Source organism: Halomonas sp. PA16-9, assembly GCF_009728585.1.
Taxonomy (GTDB): domain Bacteria; phylum Pseudomonadota; class Gammaproteobacteria; order Pseudomonadales; family Halomonadaceae; genus Vreelandella; species Vreelandella titanicae.
In genome coordinates this window covers 151,517-168,873 of sequence record NZ_CP040451.1, presented here as the reverse complement: position 1 = coordinate 168,873, position 17,357 = coordinate 151,517, and the positions used below count along the sequence as shown (strand labels likewise).

Here is a 17,357-nt window from a genome sequence, read left to right as displayed (position 1 = left end):
CCAATCGTTGGATGAGCGTCCAACTTTTGGGGTGCAGTTCAATTGGGCGCCGTTTTTATGCTCAGGCTTTTATGTACAGGCGTAACGTATACGCAAAAGACGGTTACCGAGAGGTAGGCCGTGGCACGTCTGAAATTTCCTGTAACTGCGCTTCAATCCACGCCTCGACGTCTGCGAGCACTTCATCGGGCATACGCCCGGCTGTTTCAATCGGCTTACCAATGCGCACACGCAGTACGCCTGGCCGCTTAACCCAGTGGCGGCCTGGCCAGCGTTCACCCGCATTATGAGCCACCGGCAATACCGGCACCCCTGCCCGACACGCCACCACGCTGCCACTTTTGTTATAGCGTTTGCGGATGCCTGGATCTACCCGTGTCCCTTCAGGAAAAATCAGTACTGAAAGCCCCGTTCCCAAACGCTCGACGCCTTGAGTAAGCACTTGCTTCATCGCCCGTGCTGGTTTCGAGCGGTCCAGACTAATCGGGCGAAGCAGACGCAACCCCCAGCCAAAAATCGGCAGGCGCAGTAATTCGCGCTTTAACACGGTACATACCGGTGGCTTCATCACCTGTAGAAACACGGTTTCCCACTCACACTGGTGGTTGGCTTGAATCACACACGGGCCACTGGGCAGGTTTTCCCGCCCTTGGATGTCGTAGCGCACCCCGCAGGCAATACGAAACCACACCATCAAAAAGTAGTTATACAAATTAAGCAATCGGTAGCGGCCAGACAGTGGAAGAAACGGCGCAATGGGCAGAAACAGGATGCCGATCATCAGCATGGCCAAAAAGTAGCCAGCATAAAAGACCAAGCTGCGAACCACATTTATCAAGCCGACGCTCCTGTATTGCTGACACGGTTACTTTCACGGGTTAAACACCACGTATCCAACATACGCCCAGCCTCTAACCGCCACGGTTTTTGATGAACGCCAAACACATCCAGCACACGCCGGCAGTTCAAAACGCGCGTAGCTTTGCATCATGATGATGTTTAAGCGGCTGAACCTCGCCGAGGGTAATCTGCTCACCGCGCCCCTCAAGGTGCGTTAACAGCTGAGTACGCACCATGGAGGTAAAGGTAAAGGCGCTGACCGGCTCGGTGCCAGCAAGATGGTAAGCCCCCAAGCCTCAGCACCGCTGACCTGCTGCTGTAGCATGCCAATCAGCGCCATGGCAACGGCATCCGCGGAGGTCGGGCAAAAAATCACATCCTCCGCAGCGCGCACTGCCTTCCCGAGTACCAAATCACCAATGATGTCATTTAGCCACGCATGGCTTCCTTCCAGCGCAAACAGCGGGCCTAAGCGCACAATCAAATGACGCCGAAACTCCGCACGGATGCGATCACCGGTCTGCACCAGACGGCGCAAGCTATCATCCCGTGGCGCGGGCACCACATGCTCATCAATGGGGACATCCAAACCATCTTCATAGAGCTGATCGGAGACACACCATATCAACGCTACGTCTTGCGCCTGGCAGGCATCCAGACAAATATCTACCGCATCGGCATGCGCCGTCACATCCGCTGGCGCCATATTCAGTGGATGGGCCAACGGTGGAATAATCACGGCGTCGGGGGCTATCGCCTCAAGACGAGAGGCGGTAATGATTGTACCCTGTTCAATGACTAACTCCGTATCGGCGCGACGGCTTGCTTCCCGAGCCAGTGCCAAGTTTAAGCAGTGGCCGGCATCCAATATCAAAAGTTTCACAACCATCCTCTGCACAATTTACAAACATTAGTGCCAACCACCCAAGATCTAGGCACTGTCGTACAAGATAAGGCTCATGGCTGCCGCTCGGCGACAGGAGCGGTACACTTTACTGGTTCTCGCCCCCCGTAGGAAGCCTCCTCACCGCCGTGACCGACGAATTTGGCCGCTATTACGGTCAGAATAAACCGCGTGAAAAACCAATCTTAAATAGCTGCATAATGGATATTATCAGAGTAAAGCGCCTTAAACACTGGTGACGAGATGGAATCAACCACAGTCTATTGCTTAAAAAACTAATAACTCTCTAATGACATCCTTGACTATATAGGCAGTAAAAAGAGTTCAAATAGTAATCAATCATCAACTCCAAAAAACTAAAGCCTCATCATAAGATAATCATTTTTTTAGCCATATTTCTAAACAACTTACCAAACACTCATATTACATGAGCTATAACCCTCTACTTTCTAAAAATAATATTTAATAAACCAATCAGACAATACAACGACATTAGAAATTTAACCCTTGTGAGATATGAGAGGTTAACTAAGGTAGAAAATTGTAACGAGCATGGAGCCAAGGTGGCCACTACACGGCTCATGGGGATCTGATGCTCAGCACCTTCTCAATATCAACAACCCTAATATGCCAGGTGTTGCCTGCAATTAGCTAATTACATCACAGGGGTGTCTTATGTTCTCTATTTCTTGGGTCGATGCAGCGAGTGGTGAAGTCCAGCGTGGCTTAAACAGCGCACAGACAGTGGCAGTAGATGAAATAGAAAATAGTGCAATCCGTATCATTCCTATCATTAATACCCCCCTTGATTCGTTATCTCTTACGGAATCAATCGAATTAACCATCATTAATAGCGAGGGTGAGTCACTAACGCTCACGAAAACATCTCCACCTTTTCTTCGATAACCTCCCTAACCTTACCAATGGTGACGTTCAACTACTGATTAGCGCACTCGACAGTGGAGGCAACTTAATTGAAGCTGGCAGTGAGGCGGTCACCTTTGAAGTCACCGAAAGCCTTCCCGTGCCCCCTGTTTTCATCCCCATCCGTATTCAGGCAGAAGATACCGACAATACAGATGGCGACAGCAACTATGCTGTTATGACAGGCGGCGTGACCACGTCCGCCGTCGGTGAACCCAATGCCGTTAATGCTGATGGCAATGCCTATGCCGATTTTGTCGGCCCGAGTGGTGAAACTCTTACCTTCAATATCGATGTCCCGGAGGCGGGTGAATATGAACTGGCGGTAAGCTACGCCTTGAGTCGAAACAACGATGCTGTCGCCAGCGAACGTAACCGCCCTCTGCGTCTAGAAGTGAATGATCAGTTGGTTGATCGCATGTTTGACCTACGCAGTACCAGCCCCGAAGGCAATAATAATGCAAGTGACTTCACTACCTTCGCTGAACGCACCATTATTGTGCAGCTTCAAGAGGGGCAAAACAGCGTCAGCTTTACGTCAAATGGCCTCAGCGGCCCCAATGTGGATTATCTCGAGATCCGCAAACCCGCGCTAGGCAGTCAGGTGATCCAAGGCGAAGAGCTTTTTTTGTCACCAGAACCCGACCTAACCCCAGATGGCATCGATACCAATCGCCCGGTGACTACCGCCAATATCGTAAGCCTCAACGACACCTTTCGAGTAGGTGCCGAAGAGGCTAGCTACCTGGATTGGGCATTTGGCAATGTAGATGCTTATGGGGAATTTGTTTATCAAGCCCCCGTCGCAGGCACCTATTCCATGACCGTGACCTATGCCAGTTCCAGCGGCAGGCCGCTTGATTTGTCGCTGGTCGAAGGCAGCGGCTTAACGAGTATTGGCACCTTTGCATTTGCAGAAACAACGCCCGCCCTTTATATGCCCGATGATCTCGATGATCTGCCCAGCGGCGTAACTACCAGTACGCCCGCTGCCACGCAATGGGAAGGTTGGACGACAGAAAACTCGAATTCACGCTAGCCGCTGGCGAAAACTTACTGCGGCTGGGCGGCCGCGCCAACGGCCCCAATATCGATAAAATTGAGATGGCGTTGGTGGCGGCAGAGCCTTCCGCACCCAACGCCCTGCTGCTAGATAACAACAGCGTGCTGGAAAACCAGGAAGGCGCCGTTATTGGTCAGCTCATTGTGGAAGACCAGGATGACGACACCCATAGTTTTACTGTCAGCGACGAGCGCTTCGAGGTAGATGTCAGCGGCGTATTGCGCTTGAAAAGCGGCACAAGCCTTGATTTTGAAACGACAACCTCGGTCAGCGTCGAGATAACCGCCACTGACCCGGCGGGTGCGAGTGTTAGCGAAACATTCGTCATTGCCGTTGGTGATGTTGAAGATAGCGTTACACCTCCTCCCGAGCCCGCCGATCCCATCCGTTTACAGGCGGAGGCGTTCGATACTGCCACAATCTTCACCATCGAGAACATCGCCGCCGCCGATGGCGGCCAAGCTATTCGCTTACCCGGCAGCAGCGAAGGCACGGCCAGCTATGCACTCGATGGCAAGGTGGCTGCCGGTACCTATACCATCATCGTCGGCTATATCGACGAGAGCGATGGCGAAAGCACTGCTCAACTGAGCATCAGCAACGCCGAAGGCGAAAGCTTCAGCGGCGACTGGACGTTTGACGACGATGCCGACAGCGGCAACGGTGTTCAGCCGCAAAACTTTCGCACTGCCACCTTTACCGACGTGACCGTAGGTGATGACGCTACCCTGTCACTCAGCGCCAGCTCGACGGCGCTGGAGTACGCACGCATCGACTATATCGAGTTTGTGCCCACCGGCAGCGTAGATCCGGAGCCCACTATCCTGCTGGGCATTGCCGATGCCGACCCGGTGGTAGAGAGTGGCGATGAGGGCGTCACCACGCTGAGCTTTGCGTTGAGCGCCTCAAACGCTTTTAGCGGTGACGTGGAGCTTACCCTGGAAATTAATGGCGTTGCCGACACCCGCACGGTCACCTTCACTGACGGGGTCGCCACCCTAGCGGTTGATGTCGCCAACGACGACGAAGATAACGGTAGCGAAACCGTCACGGTCGCCCTTATCGGCGCCACCGATGACAGCTTCGCCATCGACAGTACCGCCGCGACGGCCAGCGGTAGCGTCAGTGAAGATGACGAAGCGGTAGTGCCTGCCGATCCCATCCGCCTCCAGGCGGAAGCGTTCGACACTGCCACGACCTTTACCATCGAGAACATCGCCGCCGCCGATGGCGGCCAGGCCATTCGCCTGCCCGGAAACAGCGAAGGCACCGCCAGCTACGCCCTGGAGGGCAAGGTGGCCGCCGGTACCTATACCGTCATCGTCGGCTATGTCGACGAGAGCGACGGTGAAAGTAGTGCCCAGTTGAGTATCGGTAACGCCACCGGCGAGAGCTTCAGCGGCAATTGGATCTTCGATGACGACGCTGACAGCGGCAACGGTGTTCAGCCGCAAAACTTTCGCACTACCACCTTTGCCGACGTGACCGTGGGCGATGACGCTACCCTATCGCTCAGCGCCAGCTCGACGGCGTTGGAGTACGCGCGCATCGACTATATCGAGTTTGTGCCCACGGGCAGTGTAGACCCGGAGCCGACTATCCTGCTGGGCATCGCCGATGCCGACCAGGTGGTGGAGAGTGGCGATGAAGGCGTCACCACGCTGAGCTTTGCGTTGAGCGCCTCAAACGCTTTTAGCGGCGACGTGGAGCTAGCCCTGGAAATTGATGGTATTGCCGACACCCGCACGGTCAGCTTTATCGACGGTGCCGCCACCCTAGCCGTTGATGTCGCCAACGACGACGAAGATAACGGTAGCGAAACCGTCACGGTTGCCCTTATCGGCGCCACCGGTGACACCTTCGCCATCGACAGCGCCGCCGCGACGGCCAGCGGTAGCGTAAGCGAAGATGACGAAGTAGAGCCCCCCGTAGAATCAATTCGCCTACAGGCCGAAGCGTTCGACACTGCCACCACCTTCACCATCGAAAACATCGCCGCCGCCGATGGCGGCCAAGCTATTCGTCTGCCCGGAAACAGCGAAGGTACCGCCAGCTACGCCCTGGAGGGCAAGGTGGCCGCCGGTACCTATACCGTCATCGTCGGCTATGTCGACGAGAGCGACGGTGAAAGCACTGCCCAACTAAGTATCGGTAACGCCGACGGCGAGAGCTTCAGCGGCAGCTGGACATTCGATGACGACGCTGACAGCGGCAACGGTGTTCAGCCGCAAAACTTTCGCACTGCCACCTTTGCCGACGTGACCGTGGGCGATGACGCTACCCTATCGCTCAGCGCCAGCTCGACGGCGTTGGAGTACGCGCGCATCGACTATATCGAGTTTGTGCCCACGGGCAGTGTAGACCCGGAGCCGACTATCCTGCTGGGCATCGCCGATGCCGACCAGGTGGTAGAGAGTGGCGATGAGGGCGTCACTACGCTGAGCTTTGCATTGAGCGCCTCAAACGCTTTTAGCGGTGACGTGGAGCTTGCCCTGGAAATTGATGGCGTTGCCGATACCCGCACGGTCACCTTTATCGACGGTGCCGCCACCCTAGCGGTTGATGTCGCCAACGACGACGAAGATAACGGTAGCGAAAACGTCACGGTCGCGCTTATCGGCGCCACCGGTGACAGCTTCGCCATCGACAGCGCCGCCGCGACGGCCAGCGGTAGCGTAAGCGAGGATGATGCCGTTCCAGACACTGTCGCGCCCATCGTTATCCAGGCAGAGGATGCTGCTCTGGTCACCGTCAATGATAGTGGCCTACCCTCCAATGCCGATTTCACGCGAGTGGTAGATCCTAATAATCCCGATGCCTTCACTAATTACCGCGAAGGAGCCGTCGGTGGTGCCTATATGGACTTTGGCACAAACCCCGGCGACGAAGTTATCTTCAACGTTGAAACCGAGGTAGCTGGCACCTACACCGCGGTAATTCGTTACGCCAACGGTAGCGCAGGGCCCCGCCCCCTTGACCTAATGATCAATGGAACGCCTGTTCCCCAAGCGGCTTTCCCGCCGGCAGTCAATGATGGCGTCAACGACCCATGGGATAGCTGGCTAGAGCTTGAAGTGGAGATGGAGCTTCAAGCTGGCCCCAACAGCGTCTCATTTGCCATACCGGCAGTGGCCGATGGCGGTGTCAATAACGGCCCCAATATCGATCAGATTATCTTCAACTACCAGCAGGACGACGGCGGTGAAACACCCACCGAGCCCTTCCTGTTTGAGATTCAGGGTGAAGCGCTCACCATCGACGATGATGAGCCTACCCCTGATACAGTGGTTCGCGACGCTAGCAATCCCGAAACCAATGCAGCCGCTGGCCCGGACGGCCTATGGGATGGTTTTACCGGCAGCGGCTACCTCGATATGGGCAACGAAGCCGGTGATGCGGCCTTCTTTGAGGTAGCCGTCGAAGAAGCGGGCACTTATACCCTGAATGTGCGCTATGCCAACGGTGATGGCGCCGGAGCTAGCCGACCGATGACTCTCCTGGTAGGTGGCGCCCCCCAGGGCCAACTGGCCTTCCCCACCACTGGCGCAGGCAACGACGGCTGGGTGAATTGGCAAGACGCCACCATTGAGCTGGAACTGATGGCGGGCAACAACACCATCCGGCTGGAGAACGTCGGTAATGCCGGCCCCAATATTGATAGCCTGAGCGTCAGCCGAGAGGGTACTCAAGAGCCACCGGTTGTCGAGCCAGGTGAGCGCTTTGCCGTCAAGATTAATTTCGAGCCCGATGGCTTTGCCACTCCGGAAGGCTATATCGCCGATACCGGCTTAGCGTTTGGCGATCAATCCGTCGAGATCGATGGCCAAGTTTACCAGTACGGCTGGGTTACCGAGGCCTCCATCGCCGATGGCACCGAAAATGGCACTATACCGATGGCGATCAATACCCTCTCCAGTGTCGCCGTCAACGACCGTACCGATGAGATTGCCGGGCTTGATCCTCGCCAGGGCACCTACGCTCACTTCGACCAGCCTGCGGAAGGCTATGTACGCGCCGGATGGGAAATGGAACTGGACGACGGCTATTATGAGGTCACGATTTCTATCGGCGATACCTCAGGGCCTTACGACAGCGTCAATCTGATCAACGCCGAAGGTGAGCAATTCAGCACCCCCTTTACGCCGTTCCGGCCCGATGATTTTCCAGCCGACAATAGCCCCAGCAACGACACCGAAGGCTTCCGCTCCGAGTTGGTCACCCGCGTGGTACAGGTTACCGATGGCCGCTTGACCCTGGATTCGATTGGCCTTGGTGATAATACCGAGGTCCAGTATATCGAGATCCAGTCGATTCCCGACCTGACACCGGAGGATGACCGTGAGGCACCGGAAGATTACGCCTTCTTCACCGACCCGCGTGCCATCGCTGGAGTGGGCGAGAACGAGATTCGGGTCGAGTTAGACGCCGAAGACGGCACGCCCCCCACCGGCGTCGATCCCGATTCGGATATTTTCGTGGGCATCTCGGTCGTCGATGGCCGTGGCGGTGCCCTGCTGGAAAGCTTAGGTGACGGCTCCGTACGGCTCTTCGAAACTGTCAGCGGCGAAGAGGTAGCTCTCAACGTCAACACTACCGGCGGCTTCGATTCGTTGACGATTTCTCCCAACAGCATGCTCAAAGAGTTCACCAGCTACACCCTGGTCATCGAAGGCTTTCAGGATCGTGGCGCCAATGACGACCCAGACGCACCGACCCGGGAATTTCAGAAATTCACCAACACTTTTGTCACCGGTGAAGCCTCTGAAATTGTGCCAAGAGAAGTAGCGTTCAACGATGTCATTGAGCTCAACGGCGCTGCTGACAACGCTTACCAATTCACCTCGCTGGAGCTATCACCTGATGGTAGCAAGATGTACATCTCGAATATGCTGGGCGAGATCAAGCGTTACGACGTTAACCCGCAAACCGGCGCGCTCTCCAATGAGCAAGTGTTGGCACTCGACTATTTTGCAGGGGATTCGGCAGGATCGCGGGGCATTATCGGCCTAACCTTCGACCCTACCGATCCCAATGTCCTGTGGGTAAGCGATAACTATCCGATTCCACTTGAAGGGCGTGATAATGGCGTCCCCGATTTCAGTGGACGCATTTCCAAGATTACCCTGGAAGAAGGTGACGCTTTCAACGCCACTGCTGAAGCCTATATCACCGGACTGCCGCGCTCCAACGGCGACCACGTTACCAATAGCCTCGAATTCCGCGCCAACCCCGAATTCGACGCCAACACCAACCCAGACGTACCGAGCCACTTGCTGTATCTACTTCAGGGATCGAACTCGGCGATGGGGGCACCCGATAGTGCTTGGGGTAACCGTCCGGAGCGCCTGCTCAGTGCCGCTGTCATGGAAATAGATCCGACCCGTGAAGCGCCAGCAGGTGGCTTTGATGTAACCACCGAGCCCTTGCCTGAGGATGGCTTCAACCGCCGTTTCACCGACGATGACGGCGTTGATTTCAAGGCAGACCCGATTGCCATGGGTGATGACCGTTTTCTGGTCTTCGCGGCCAACGGTACCGCAACAGTAGAGGATTCCGATAGTAACTTAATCGAGAGTTATTATGATCCTTTCGCCGATGACGCTGTGGTCAAGATTTTTGCCACCGGCGTACGCAATGCCTATGACCTAGTGTGGCACTCCAATGGCAATCTCTACGTCCCGACCAACGGCTCGGCGGCCGGCGGCAACGTACCGGATGACCCCTCAACACCGCAAAATGAGTACGTAAGTAACGTCGAAAAACAGGACGACTACCTGTTTACGGTTAAGGAAGGAGGCTATTACGGACATCCCAACCCCCTGCGCGATGAGTTTATCCTCAATGGCGGTAACCCAACCGCAGGCAACGATGCCAACCAGGTAGGTAACTACCCTGCCGGCCAAGACCCTGACCCCAACTACGACATCGAGGGAGTCTATTCGTTAGGCGAGAACCGTTCTCCCAACGGCGTCACCGAGTACACCAGCGGCGTGTTTGGCGGCAACCTGCAAGGCAGCGTGCTGTTCACCGAATATTCTGGTGGTGACGATATACGCTCCATTACTTTCGACGCCGCAGGCAACATCACTGGGGACGAAGTGCTCCGCGATGTGAATGGTAACGTTATCACCTACATAGACCCGCTGGATATTATCGAAAACCCGGCCACCGGCCAGCTCTACCTGCTGACGCTGAACCGCAACAACGGTCAGAGCCAGATCATTCGCCTCGACCCCGCTCCTGGAGGTGTCATCGTTGACCCAGAAGAGCCTGATGATGAGCTGGTGTCGCTACTCACTATTCAGGCAGAAGACAATACGCCCAACGATGGTACCAGCGTATCAATTGCTCAAGGTGGTGGTGCTGAGATTCAAATCCGCACGGTGAATAACCCCGAAGCCAACCAGCCAACCGGTGTCCGCCCTGGCGCCTTCGGTTTGGACGGTAACAATGATGATACCGATGGCGTATTAGGCGGCTATGCCGATTTTGGCAGTACGAATAGCGACTTTATCACCTTCAGTTTCGAGCTATCAGGGGCCGATGCGGGTGATTCAGTGCTGCGAGTTCGCTACGGTAACGGCGACACGGTTAATCGCCCGCTGGAAGTATTCGTCAATAACGTTAGCGTAGGTACCTTCGGCTTCAGCCCACCCGCTGGCGTCACTGGCGATGATGCCTGGAACGAGTGGCTAACGCTGGATATCCCAGCGTCGCTGGTATCAGGGCTTAATACGGTACGCTTCCAGGCCGTCAATAATACGGGCCCCAATATCGACCAGTTGGAGATCCTACAGGCCCCCGAAGACACATCGCCCGGCTACACCGACTACGAAGCTGAAAACGCTCAGCTCGATGGGCCGGTGATTATCACCAACAGTGAGGATGACCGCAACGCCTCGGGTGAAGGGTTCGTCGATTTCAATGGCACCAGCGACCAGAGTATTACCTGGACAGTAGAGGTCGATGAGGCTGGCACCTACGACGTTGGCTTCCGCTATGCCCTGGCAGCCTCCAAGGCTGACCGTCCAATGGTAGTCACCGTCAACGGTATCGATATTGGCACGCTCAATTTCCCAGGTCAGAGTAACGAAGCTGAGGATAACTGGTTCTTCCAGTCAACCGAGTTAACCCTGGGCACAGGCAGCAATACTATTACCGTCACAGCCCCGGGGGCCAATGGCCCCAATGTCGACCTGCTGCGCATCGCGGATACCCCATTGGATACCTTCGAGCCCGTTTACGCAGACATTGATGGCAGTGGCCGTATCGAGCTGGAAAGCGGCGATAGTGCTCGGGCTGTCAATGACCGTACCGCCGACTTCTACTTCACGGTGAATGAGGGCGGCGCCTACAAACTTGACCTGGCCGCCAATGCGGGCGCACCGGATGGTGGTGCGTTGACGCTGCTGCTCAACGGGCAGCCGGTGGATGAGATGAGTTTCCCAGGCGTTGGCGAGGCCGGCGAGCAGTCCGCCTATATCGAGCTTCAGGCGGGACTCACCTACAACCTGCGGGTTGTTTCCACGGCGGATGGCGTCGATGAAATCGACTACCTTGATATCTCGCCCGCCCCGGCGACCCCGATGCAGGTATCGGTATCCAGAGCAACGATGCGGCCTACTACTCCGACCGCTTGCACTTCAGCTACCTGGAGAACGACAGCGCCTCCAACCCTAACCGTGACTATAAAGAGGATGCCACGGTCACTATCAGCAATACCGGCACCAACGAGCTGGTTTTATTGACGCCGATCTTGATGGCCCCTTCACTCTCGTCGATCCCGATATCTTCGCTGGCCTGACACTGGCTGCAGGAGAATCGATTGACGTGCAAGTGCTGTTTGACCGCGCGGCCTATACGCCACCCACTAACGATGCAGGCGACGGCGTCTTTGAGGGAACGCTGCGCCTGGTCACCAACGACGCCGACACCCCCGTCGCCGAGGTGCACCTAGCAGGCTTCTGGCAGGCGCGTGACGAAGGCGGCTGGGAGCCCAACGTCAACGAGGTCTGGGAAGTGTTCGGTTTTGGCAACGTCATCCAGGGGCTAACCACCGTAGGTGGTGGCGAGAACTCGGTTCTCAACGACTTCGACCTTTACCGACCGGTCAATGATGACGAGGTGATGTCACGTTACTGGAAGATAGCCGATGGCTTTGAGTCGGCCACGATTACCCAGTTGGCGGCCTACCACGGCAACGGGGGAGCAACGCTGGGGATTCATAATCCCGGCAATAAAAACCAGGATATTATCCTTTCCGATCATGCAGGCGACAATAACCAGTCGCTACTGCCTATCAAGGCCAATGGACAATTCGCGACGGCAACGTTCACTCGCGACCAAATCCCCGACGGCTGGATCGGTAACGATATCTTTGGTATCGAGGTTGCCAATCTCTCAACCGACCCGTCGCTCAATCCCACTGGAGGCGGCACGGTACCGCCAGGGGCGGAAGACATTGAGCGTGGCTATACCGTGCGGGTATTCCAGGCACTGGATGCCAATGGCAACGTAATCCCTAACACCTACCTGGGCGTGATGGATTACACCGGCATCAACTATGACTACAACGACAACATGTTTGTCATTGAAGGGATCTCACCGGTTTCCGGCGGCGAGATCTCCATCACCAACCTGGATGGGGTACCCTCGGATGATCGCCTGGTGATGAGCCGAATAGAAAACCCGGCCAACGCCAGCCAGGTGTTCCACGACGAATCGACCTTTACCATCACCAACGATGGCTTCGCCGACCTGGAGATCAGCAGCCTGGCAATTTCCGATCCGAGCCTATTTGAGATCGTGGGAGCCACCGAAAACCTGCTCATTCCCGCCGGCGGCACACTGGATGTCACCGTTCGCTTTATCGCCGAGGATTTCGATGACGGTACGCTGTATGAGTCCACGCTGATCATTAACTCAAACGACGGTGATGAGGGAACCAAAACGATCCAACTGGCGGGGATTGCCCAGGGCCAGTCAGAGAATGGCCAGGAGCCGCTGGTACAGGAGATCATCGATGCCTTCGGCTTCTCGACCAATGTGGCCGAGGGGCAGATGAATCAGGGCGGGTTGGTGGAAGCGAACGGGGATGAGATTCTCTCGCCCTACTTCCAGCGTGCCGACGGTCAATCGCCGATCAAGATCACCCAGTTGGCGGCATATCATACCCAAGGCGATGTGGCGCGACTGTTTATCCACGATGTGGATAGCCGGGATCGTGACGAGATACTGGCCCACGACGAGCAGGATGGGCAAACGCTGCTGCCGCGGGCACTCAATAGTGGCGACTTGCTGACCACCACCACTCTGGATCGGGACGCGCCCTTTGGCTTCTTTGCGGACATTACCGGTCGCCAAGGCTACATCTCCTGGTCTGACCCCGATGCCAACCTCTACGAAGACACCATCGATGCTATCGGCAGCCCCGGCACCAACCTGAACTGGGACGAAAACGACGGCCACCTGATTCGCGTCTACGTAGCGAAAGACGCAGCAGGCAACGTCATTCCCAATACCTATATCGTGATTCAGGACTATGCGGGGGTGAACTACGACTACAACGACAATATCTTCCTGGTCGAGAATGTTCAGACCTATGACCCCACCGGGGTGGAGGATGCCGATGGCAACGGCCGCATCGATCTCTATGACGACAGTGACGGCGATGGCATTCCGAACTTCCTGGATGACCAGGCACCTGTAGAGCAAACTGCTTACAACACAGGCGAAACGCCGTGGACACTCGGGGCGGATGGATTGACGCTGGAAGCCAAGCTGTTCGATAACGGTGGCCAGGGCGTGGCCTACAACGACACCACCACCGCCCATCAGGGTGCAGCGTTCCGCTCCGACGAAGCGGTGGATATCTCCAACGGCACCGGAGCCTTGGGTTATATCGCCGATGGCGAGTGGGTCGAGTACACGCTCAATGTTGAAACGGCAGGCACCTATGCACTGAGCTTCCTCACCTCGGCAACATCAAATGGAAAATCCATCACCGCCGCTTTTGAGCAGGATGGCAACTTCCAGAGCAGTGCCTCGATCAACCTGCCCAATACCGGCAGCTTCACCAGCTTCCAGACGGTTGGCCCACTGGAGTTCGATCTTGATGCTGGCGAGCAAGTGTTGCGACTGACGTTCAACGGCGGCCAGCTTGACCTGCAGTCGTTCAGCTTCGAGGCGATCGACCTGGGAGAGGAGGAGCAACAGCCCTTCAACACCAACCAAACGCCATGGCTGGTAGAGGATGAAGGCCTCGTGCTGGATGCCGTCAACTACGATAGCGGCGGTCAGGATGTCGCCTACAACGACAGCAGCGAGAATCAGGAAGGTAGCAACTTCCGGGGCGATGGCGTGGACATCGTCGGTGACGGTTCGGCCATCGGCTGGATCGAAAACAATGAGTGGGTCGAGTACACTCTCAATGTGGCTCAGGCAGGCACTTACGAGCTCTCCTTCCTCTCGGCGCTGGGGTCGACCGGTGGTGCCGCACGCTCCATTACTGCGTCCTTCGCCCAAGGAGATAGCCCTTACACCACCGCCTCGCCGGTCAGCGTGAACTACAGCGGCAGTTGGACGACCTTTGTACCCACCGACAGCGTACAGGTAGAACTGGAAGCCGGTGAACAGGTGCTGCGCTTAACCTTCAATGGCGGCTCCCAGGATCTGGCCTCGCTCTCACTCGTCCCTATCACTACTACCGACAACCAAACACCATTCAATGACAGTGAAACCCCCTGGTTGATTGATGACGGCGGTCTGTTTCTCGACGCTATCAACTACGACCAGGGTGGCGCGGGCATAGCCTACAACGATAGCAGCGAAACCCAACTGGGTAACGCCAGCATTCGCGGCGAAGGTGTGGATATTGTTGGCGACGGTGAGGCCATAGGTTGGATCGCCAATAATGAATGGGTAGAGTACACCGTCGATGTCGTTGAAGCTGGCGAACACACCTTCTCGTTTATTACCGCGACACCTTGGTCTGGCCGCAGCATAACGGTCGCCGCTGAGAAAGATGGCGTGTTCTACGCACAAGCCTCCCCGCTTAGCGTTCCCAATAGCGGCGACTGGGGAAACTATGTCCAAGGGCCGGAGGTGACGCTCAACTTGCAGGAGGGGGAACAAGTAGTACGGTTAACCTTCAATGGTGGCTCAATGGATCTTCAATCACTCATCATTGAGCAAAGCGAGAACCAGCCCTCAGCACTAAGCCTTAATAGCGGTGAAGATGCCCTGGGGGTGACGGGAGTTCAAGAGCCATCAACGAGTGAGCTGTTGTTCTAACCGCGGTTACCAAGCCTGGTACGCAATATAGCCCGCTTTTTAGCGGGCTATATTGTGATCTCGTTAATCGTTTTAGGCGTTTTACGTCTTTAGAACGGGATCTCATCGTCGAAGTCGTCGAAGTTACCCGGATCCGGAGCGCCGTAGCTGCTGTTCTGCTGGTTGGGCGGTGGAGCTTGGTTGCCCTGGTGCGGTGCTGGCTGAGCGGGCCGTGGTGGCTGCTGTGGGCTCTGCCCGCCAGGGTAGTTATTTCCGCCTTGAGGCGCACCACCCTGAGGGGGATAGCCGCCTTGGTGATTAGCAGCAGGATTATTTTGAGCCGGCGCATTCTGGGGGGCGTTCTGAGGAGCGTTCTGGGAATAGTTATTTTGCGGAGCGCCACCGCCCTGGTAATCACCGCTACGGCCATCAAGCATCTGCATATCGTTGGCAACGATTTCCGTCGAGTAGCGATCTTGCCCATTCTGATCCTGCCACTTACGGGTTTGCAGGCGCCCTTCAATATAGACTTTGGAGCCTTTTTTCAGGTACTGCTGGGCGATCTCAGCGGTTTTATTGAACATCACCACGCGGTGCCATTCGGTGCGCTCTTGGCGTTGACCGCTTTGGCGATCCATCCAGGTATCAGTGGTGGCCAGGTTTAGGTTGGCCACAGCGGTGCCGCTGGGAGTGAAACGCACCTCTGGATCCTGCCCGAGGTTGCCAATCAGAATGACTTTGTTAATGCCGCGAGCCATAAGGCGCTCCTTTAATAGCTGTCATGTAGAGTTTATTGCCAACCGCCGCCACACTTCATCGGCACGGCTGGATTAAGATTTGGGGGGTGCCATGAGCTTGTTCAACGCCGCCTGATCGAGCTGCTGGCGGTTCACCTTTAAATAGACCAAACGCTCTTCTGGCACCACCATTACGTCTTCGACGCCGACCACATCGGCTAAGTGTTCCATCAACAGGTCGAGCGCATCTGCCTGGGTCTCGTGTAGCGCCACCACTTCGCTGGAGAGCGGGGGCGGTGCGGGCATCCGCCACATGGCGATCCACCAGCATAGCGCAAGCCCAGCACAGCCAATAAAAACCGCGTTGAGGCCACCGTAATGCGCCAGTAAACCGCCTAGCGTACCGCCTAAAAAAGCGCCTAAAAATTGGCTGTGGAGTAGACCCCCATCGCGGTACCTTTGGCCGCCCGCCGGGTAACTTAATGAGCATGGAAGGTAGCGTCGCTTCCAGCAAGTTAAAGCCGGTGAAGAACACAAACAGCCATACAAACAGCCAGTAACTTGGCGAGAGTGGCAACCCCAGCCCGGCCAAACTAATCACAATAGCGCCGATCGCAACAAGCACATCAAACGCATGCGCTGCTGCTTCTCGGCCACAATTATCAGCGGCACCATGGCCACAAACGATAGCGCCATAATGCCAAGATATGCCAGCCCGTGATACTCAATCGCTACACCGGCGTCTAGCAGGCGAAAAGGTACCGCGACAAATATCGCCATCAGCACTAAATGCAGGGCAAAAATCGACATATCCAGCCGCCATAAATCGGAGCGGGTGATGACACTTTAAACTGCTGGCGATCCATGCCCACATCGCGGTGACGTCGCCGCCGCGGCGCGGCAGGCACCCAGCGCCATAGCACCAGCAGCCCCACCAGCGTTAGTAGCGAGGTAAACCAGAAGACCCCAGCCAGCCCAGCCCAGGCGGCAAGCCATGGCCCCAGCACCATCGCAATCGCAAACGAAAACGCCAATAGAAAGCCCAATGGTGGCCATAGCGGCGGTGCGCACTTCTTCACGGGTTTGATCCGCCAGCAGCGCCATAATCGCCGCGGCAACGGCACGCCACCCTGCAGCGCTCGCCCGGCAATCACACCAATAATGTATCGGTATAGAGCGGCGACCACGCTGCCGAGTGCAAATATCAATAGCCCCATGGCAATCACCCGCTTACGACCAATGCGGTCAGAGAGTAAGCCAAACGGGATTTGCAGCGTTGCCTGGGTTAAACCATAAATCCCCAGCGCCACGCCCACGAGTAGCGGGGTCGAACCCTCAAGGGTGTCGGCATACAGCGCCAACACCGGCAGCACCATAAACAGACCCAGCATGCGCGATGCATAAAGCCCGGCCAAACCACTGATCGCACGTCGTTCAGAGGCCAGCAATAGTGCGGAAACCTTGCGCATAATGCCCTTTTATATGGTGGTTAAGCATGTGGTGAGTCAGAGTGGATTGTGACAATCCTCTATTCTAGCGGTTTGGGCTGGCGCTGGAAACGTCGCGAGTTGCCGCAGGTTATCTTGGGTTATGAAAGCGGTTTTGCCGGGAGGGTGCC

Annotated in this window: 6 protein-coding genes and 2 pseudogenes; 4 read left to right on the top strand and 4 right to left on the bottom strand. The window is 56.2% G+C overall.

Going from position 1 to position 17,357, the window contains the following annotated elements; translation table 11 throughout:
* Window positions 1-103: 103 nt before the first annotated feature.
* A complete protein-coding gene (locus tag FDY98_RS00730) occupies window positions 104-838 on the bottom strand; it encodes a lysophospholipid acyltransferase family protein (protein ID WP_022520897.1) in 735 nt (244 codons plus the stop codon).
* Window positions 835-1,723, bottom strand: a pseudogene (locus tag FDY98_RS00725) (sugar nucleotide-binding protein). Before FDY98_RS00725 ends, FDY98_RS00730 begins: the two are co-directional and overlap by 4 nt.
* A gap of 696 nt (window positions 1,724-2,419) precedes the next feature.
* Between FDY98_RS00725 and FDY98_RS00720 the strand changes: the two are divergent.
* The 4 genes from FDY98_RS00720 to FDY98_RS26440 all read left to right on the top strand — a co-directional run bounded on the left by FDY98_RS00720 (window position 2,420) and on the right by FDY98_RS26440 (window position 15,023).
* Window positions 2,420-2,650, top strand: coding sequence for a hypothetical protein (locus tag FDY98_RS00720; RefSeq protein ID WP_155705659.1), 231 nt, complete (start codon window positions 2,420-2,422; stop codon window positions 2,648-2,650).
* Between the two features lie 118 nt (window positions 2,651-2,768).
* On the top strand, window positions 2,769-3,707 hold the full coding sequence (locus FDY98_RS00715) for a hypothetical protein (RefSeq protein WP_155705658.1): 939 nt from the start codon (window positions 2,769-2,771) through the stop codon (window positions 3,705-3,707).
* The gene (locus FDY98_RS00710) at window positions 3,677-11,479 is read left to right on the top strand and encodes a CBM35 domain-containing protein (protein WP_340146619.1); all 7,803 of its coding nucleotides are present in this window, start codon (window positions 3,677-3,679) and stop codon (window positions 11,477-11,479) included. Before FDY98_RS00715 ends, FDY98_RS00710 begins: the two co-directional genes overlap by 31 nt.
* 82 nt (window positions 11,480-11,561) lie before the next feature.
* Entirely contained in the window at window positions 11,562-15,023 is a 3,462-nt protein-coding gene (locus FDY98_RS26440) for a carbohydrate-binding protein (protein ID WP_340146618.1), read from the top strand.
* 89 nt (window positions 15,024-15,112) lie between these two features.
* Here the strand turns inward: FDY98_RS26440 and FDY98_RS00705 are convergent, their stop codons facing one another.
* Window positions 15,113-15,760 (bottom strand): single-stranded DNA-binding protein, encoded by a 648-nt coding sequence (locus FDY98_RS00705; RefSeq protein ID WP_022520910.1) that lies wholly within the window; start codon window positions 15,758-15,760, stop codon window positions 15,113-15,115.
* Between the two features lie 72 nt (window positions 15,761-15,832).
* Window positions 15,833-17,208, bottom strand: a pseudogene (locus FDY98_RS00700) (MFS transporter).
* Window positions 17,209-17,357 lie beyond the last annotated feature (149 nt).

Bases quoted from the DNA above. Each gene is read 5' to 3' on its own strand.
- FDY98_RS00720 (WP_155705659.1), top strand. From the start codon at position 2,420: ATGTTCTCTATTTCTTGGGTCGATGCAGCGAGTGGTGAAGTCCAGCGT.
- FDY98_RS00705 (WP_022520910.1), bottom strand. From the start codon at position 15,760: ATGGCTCGCGGCATTAACAAAGTCATTCTGATTGGCAACCTCGGGCAG.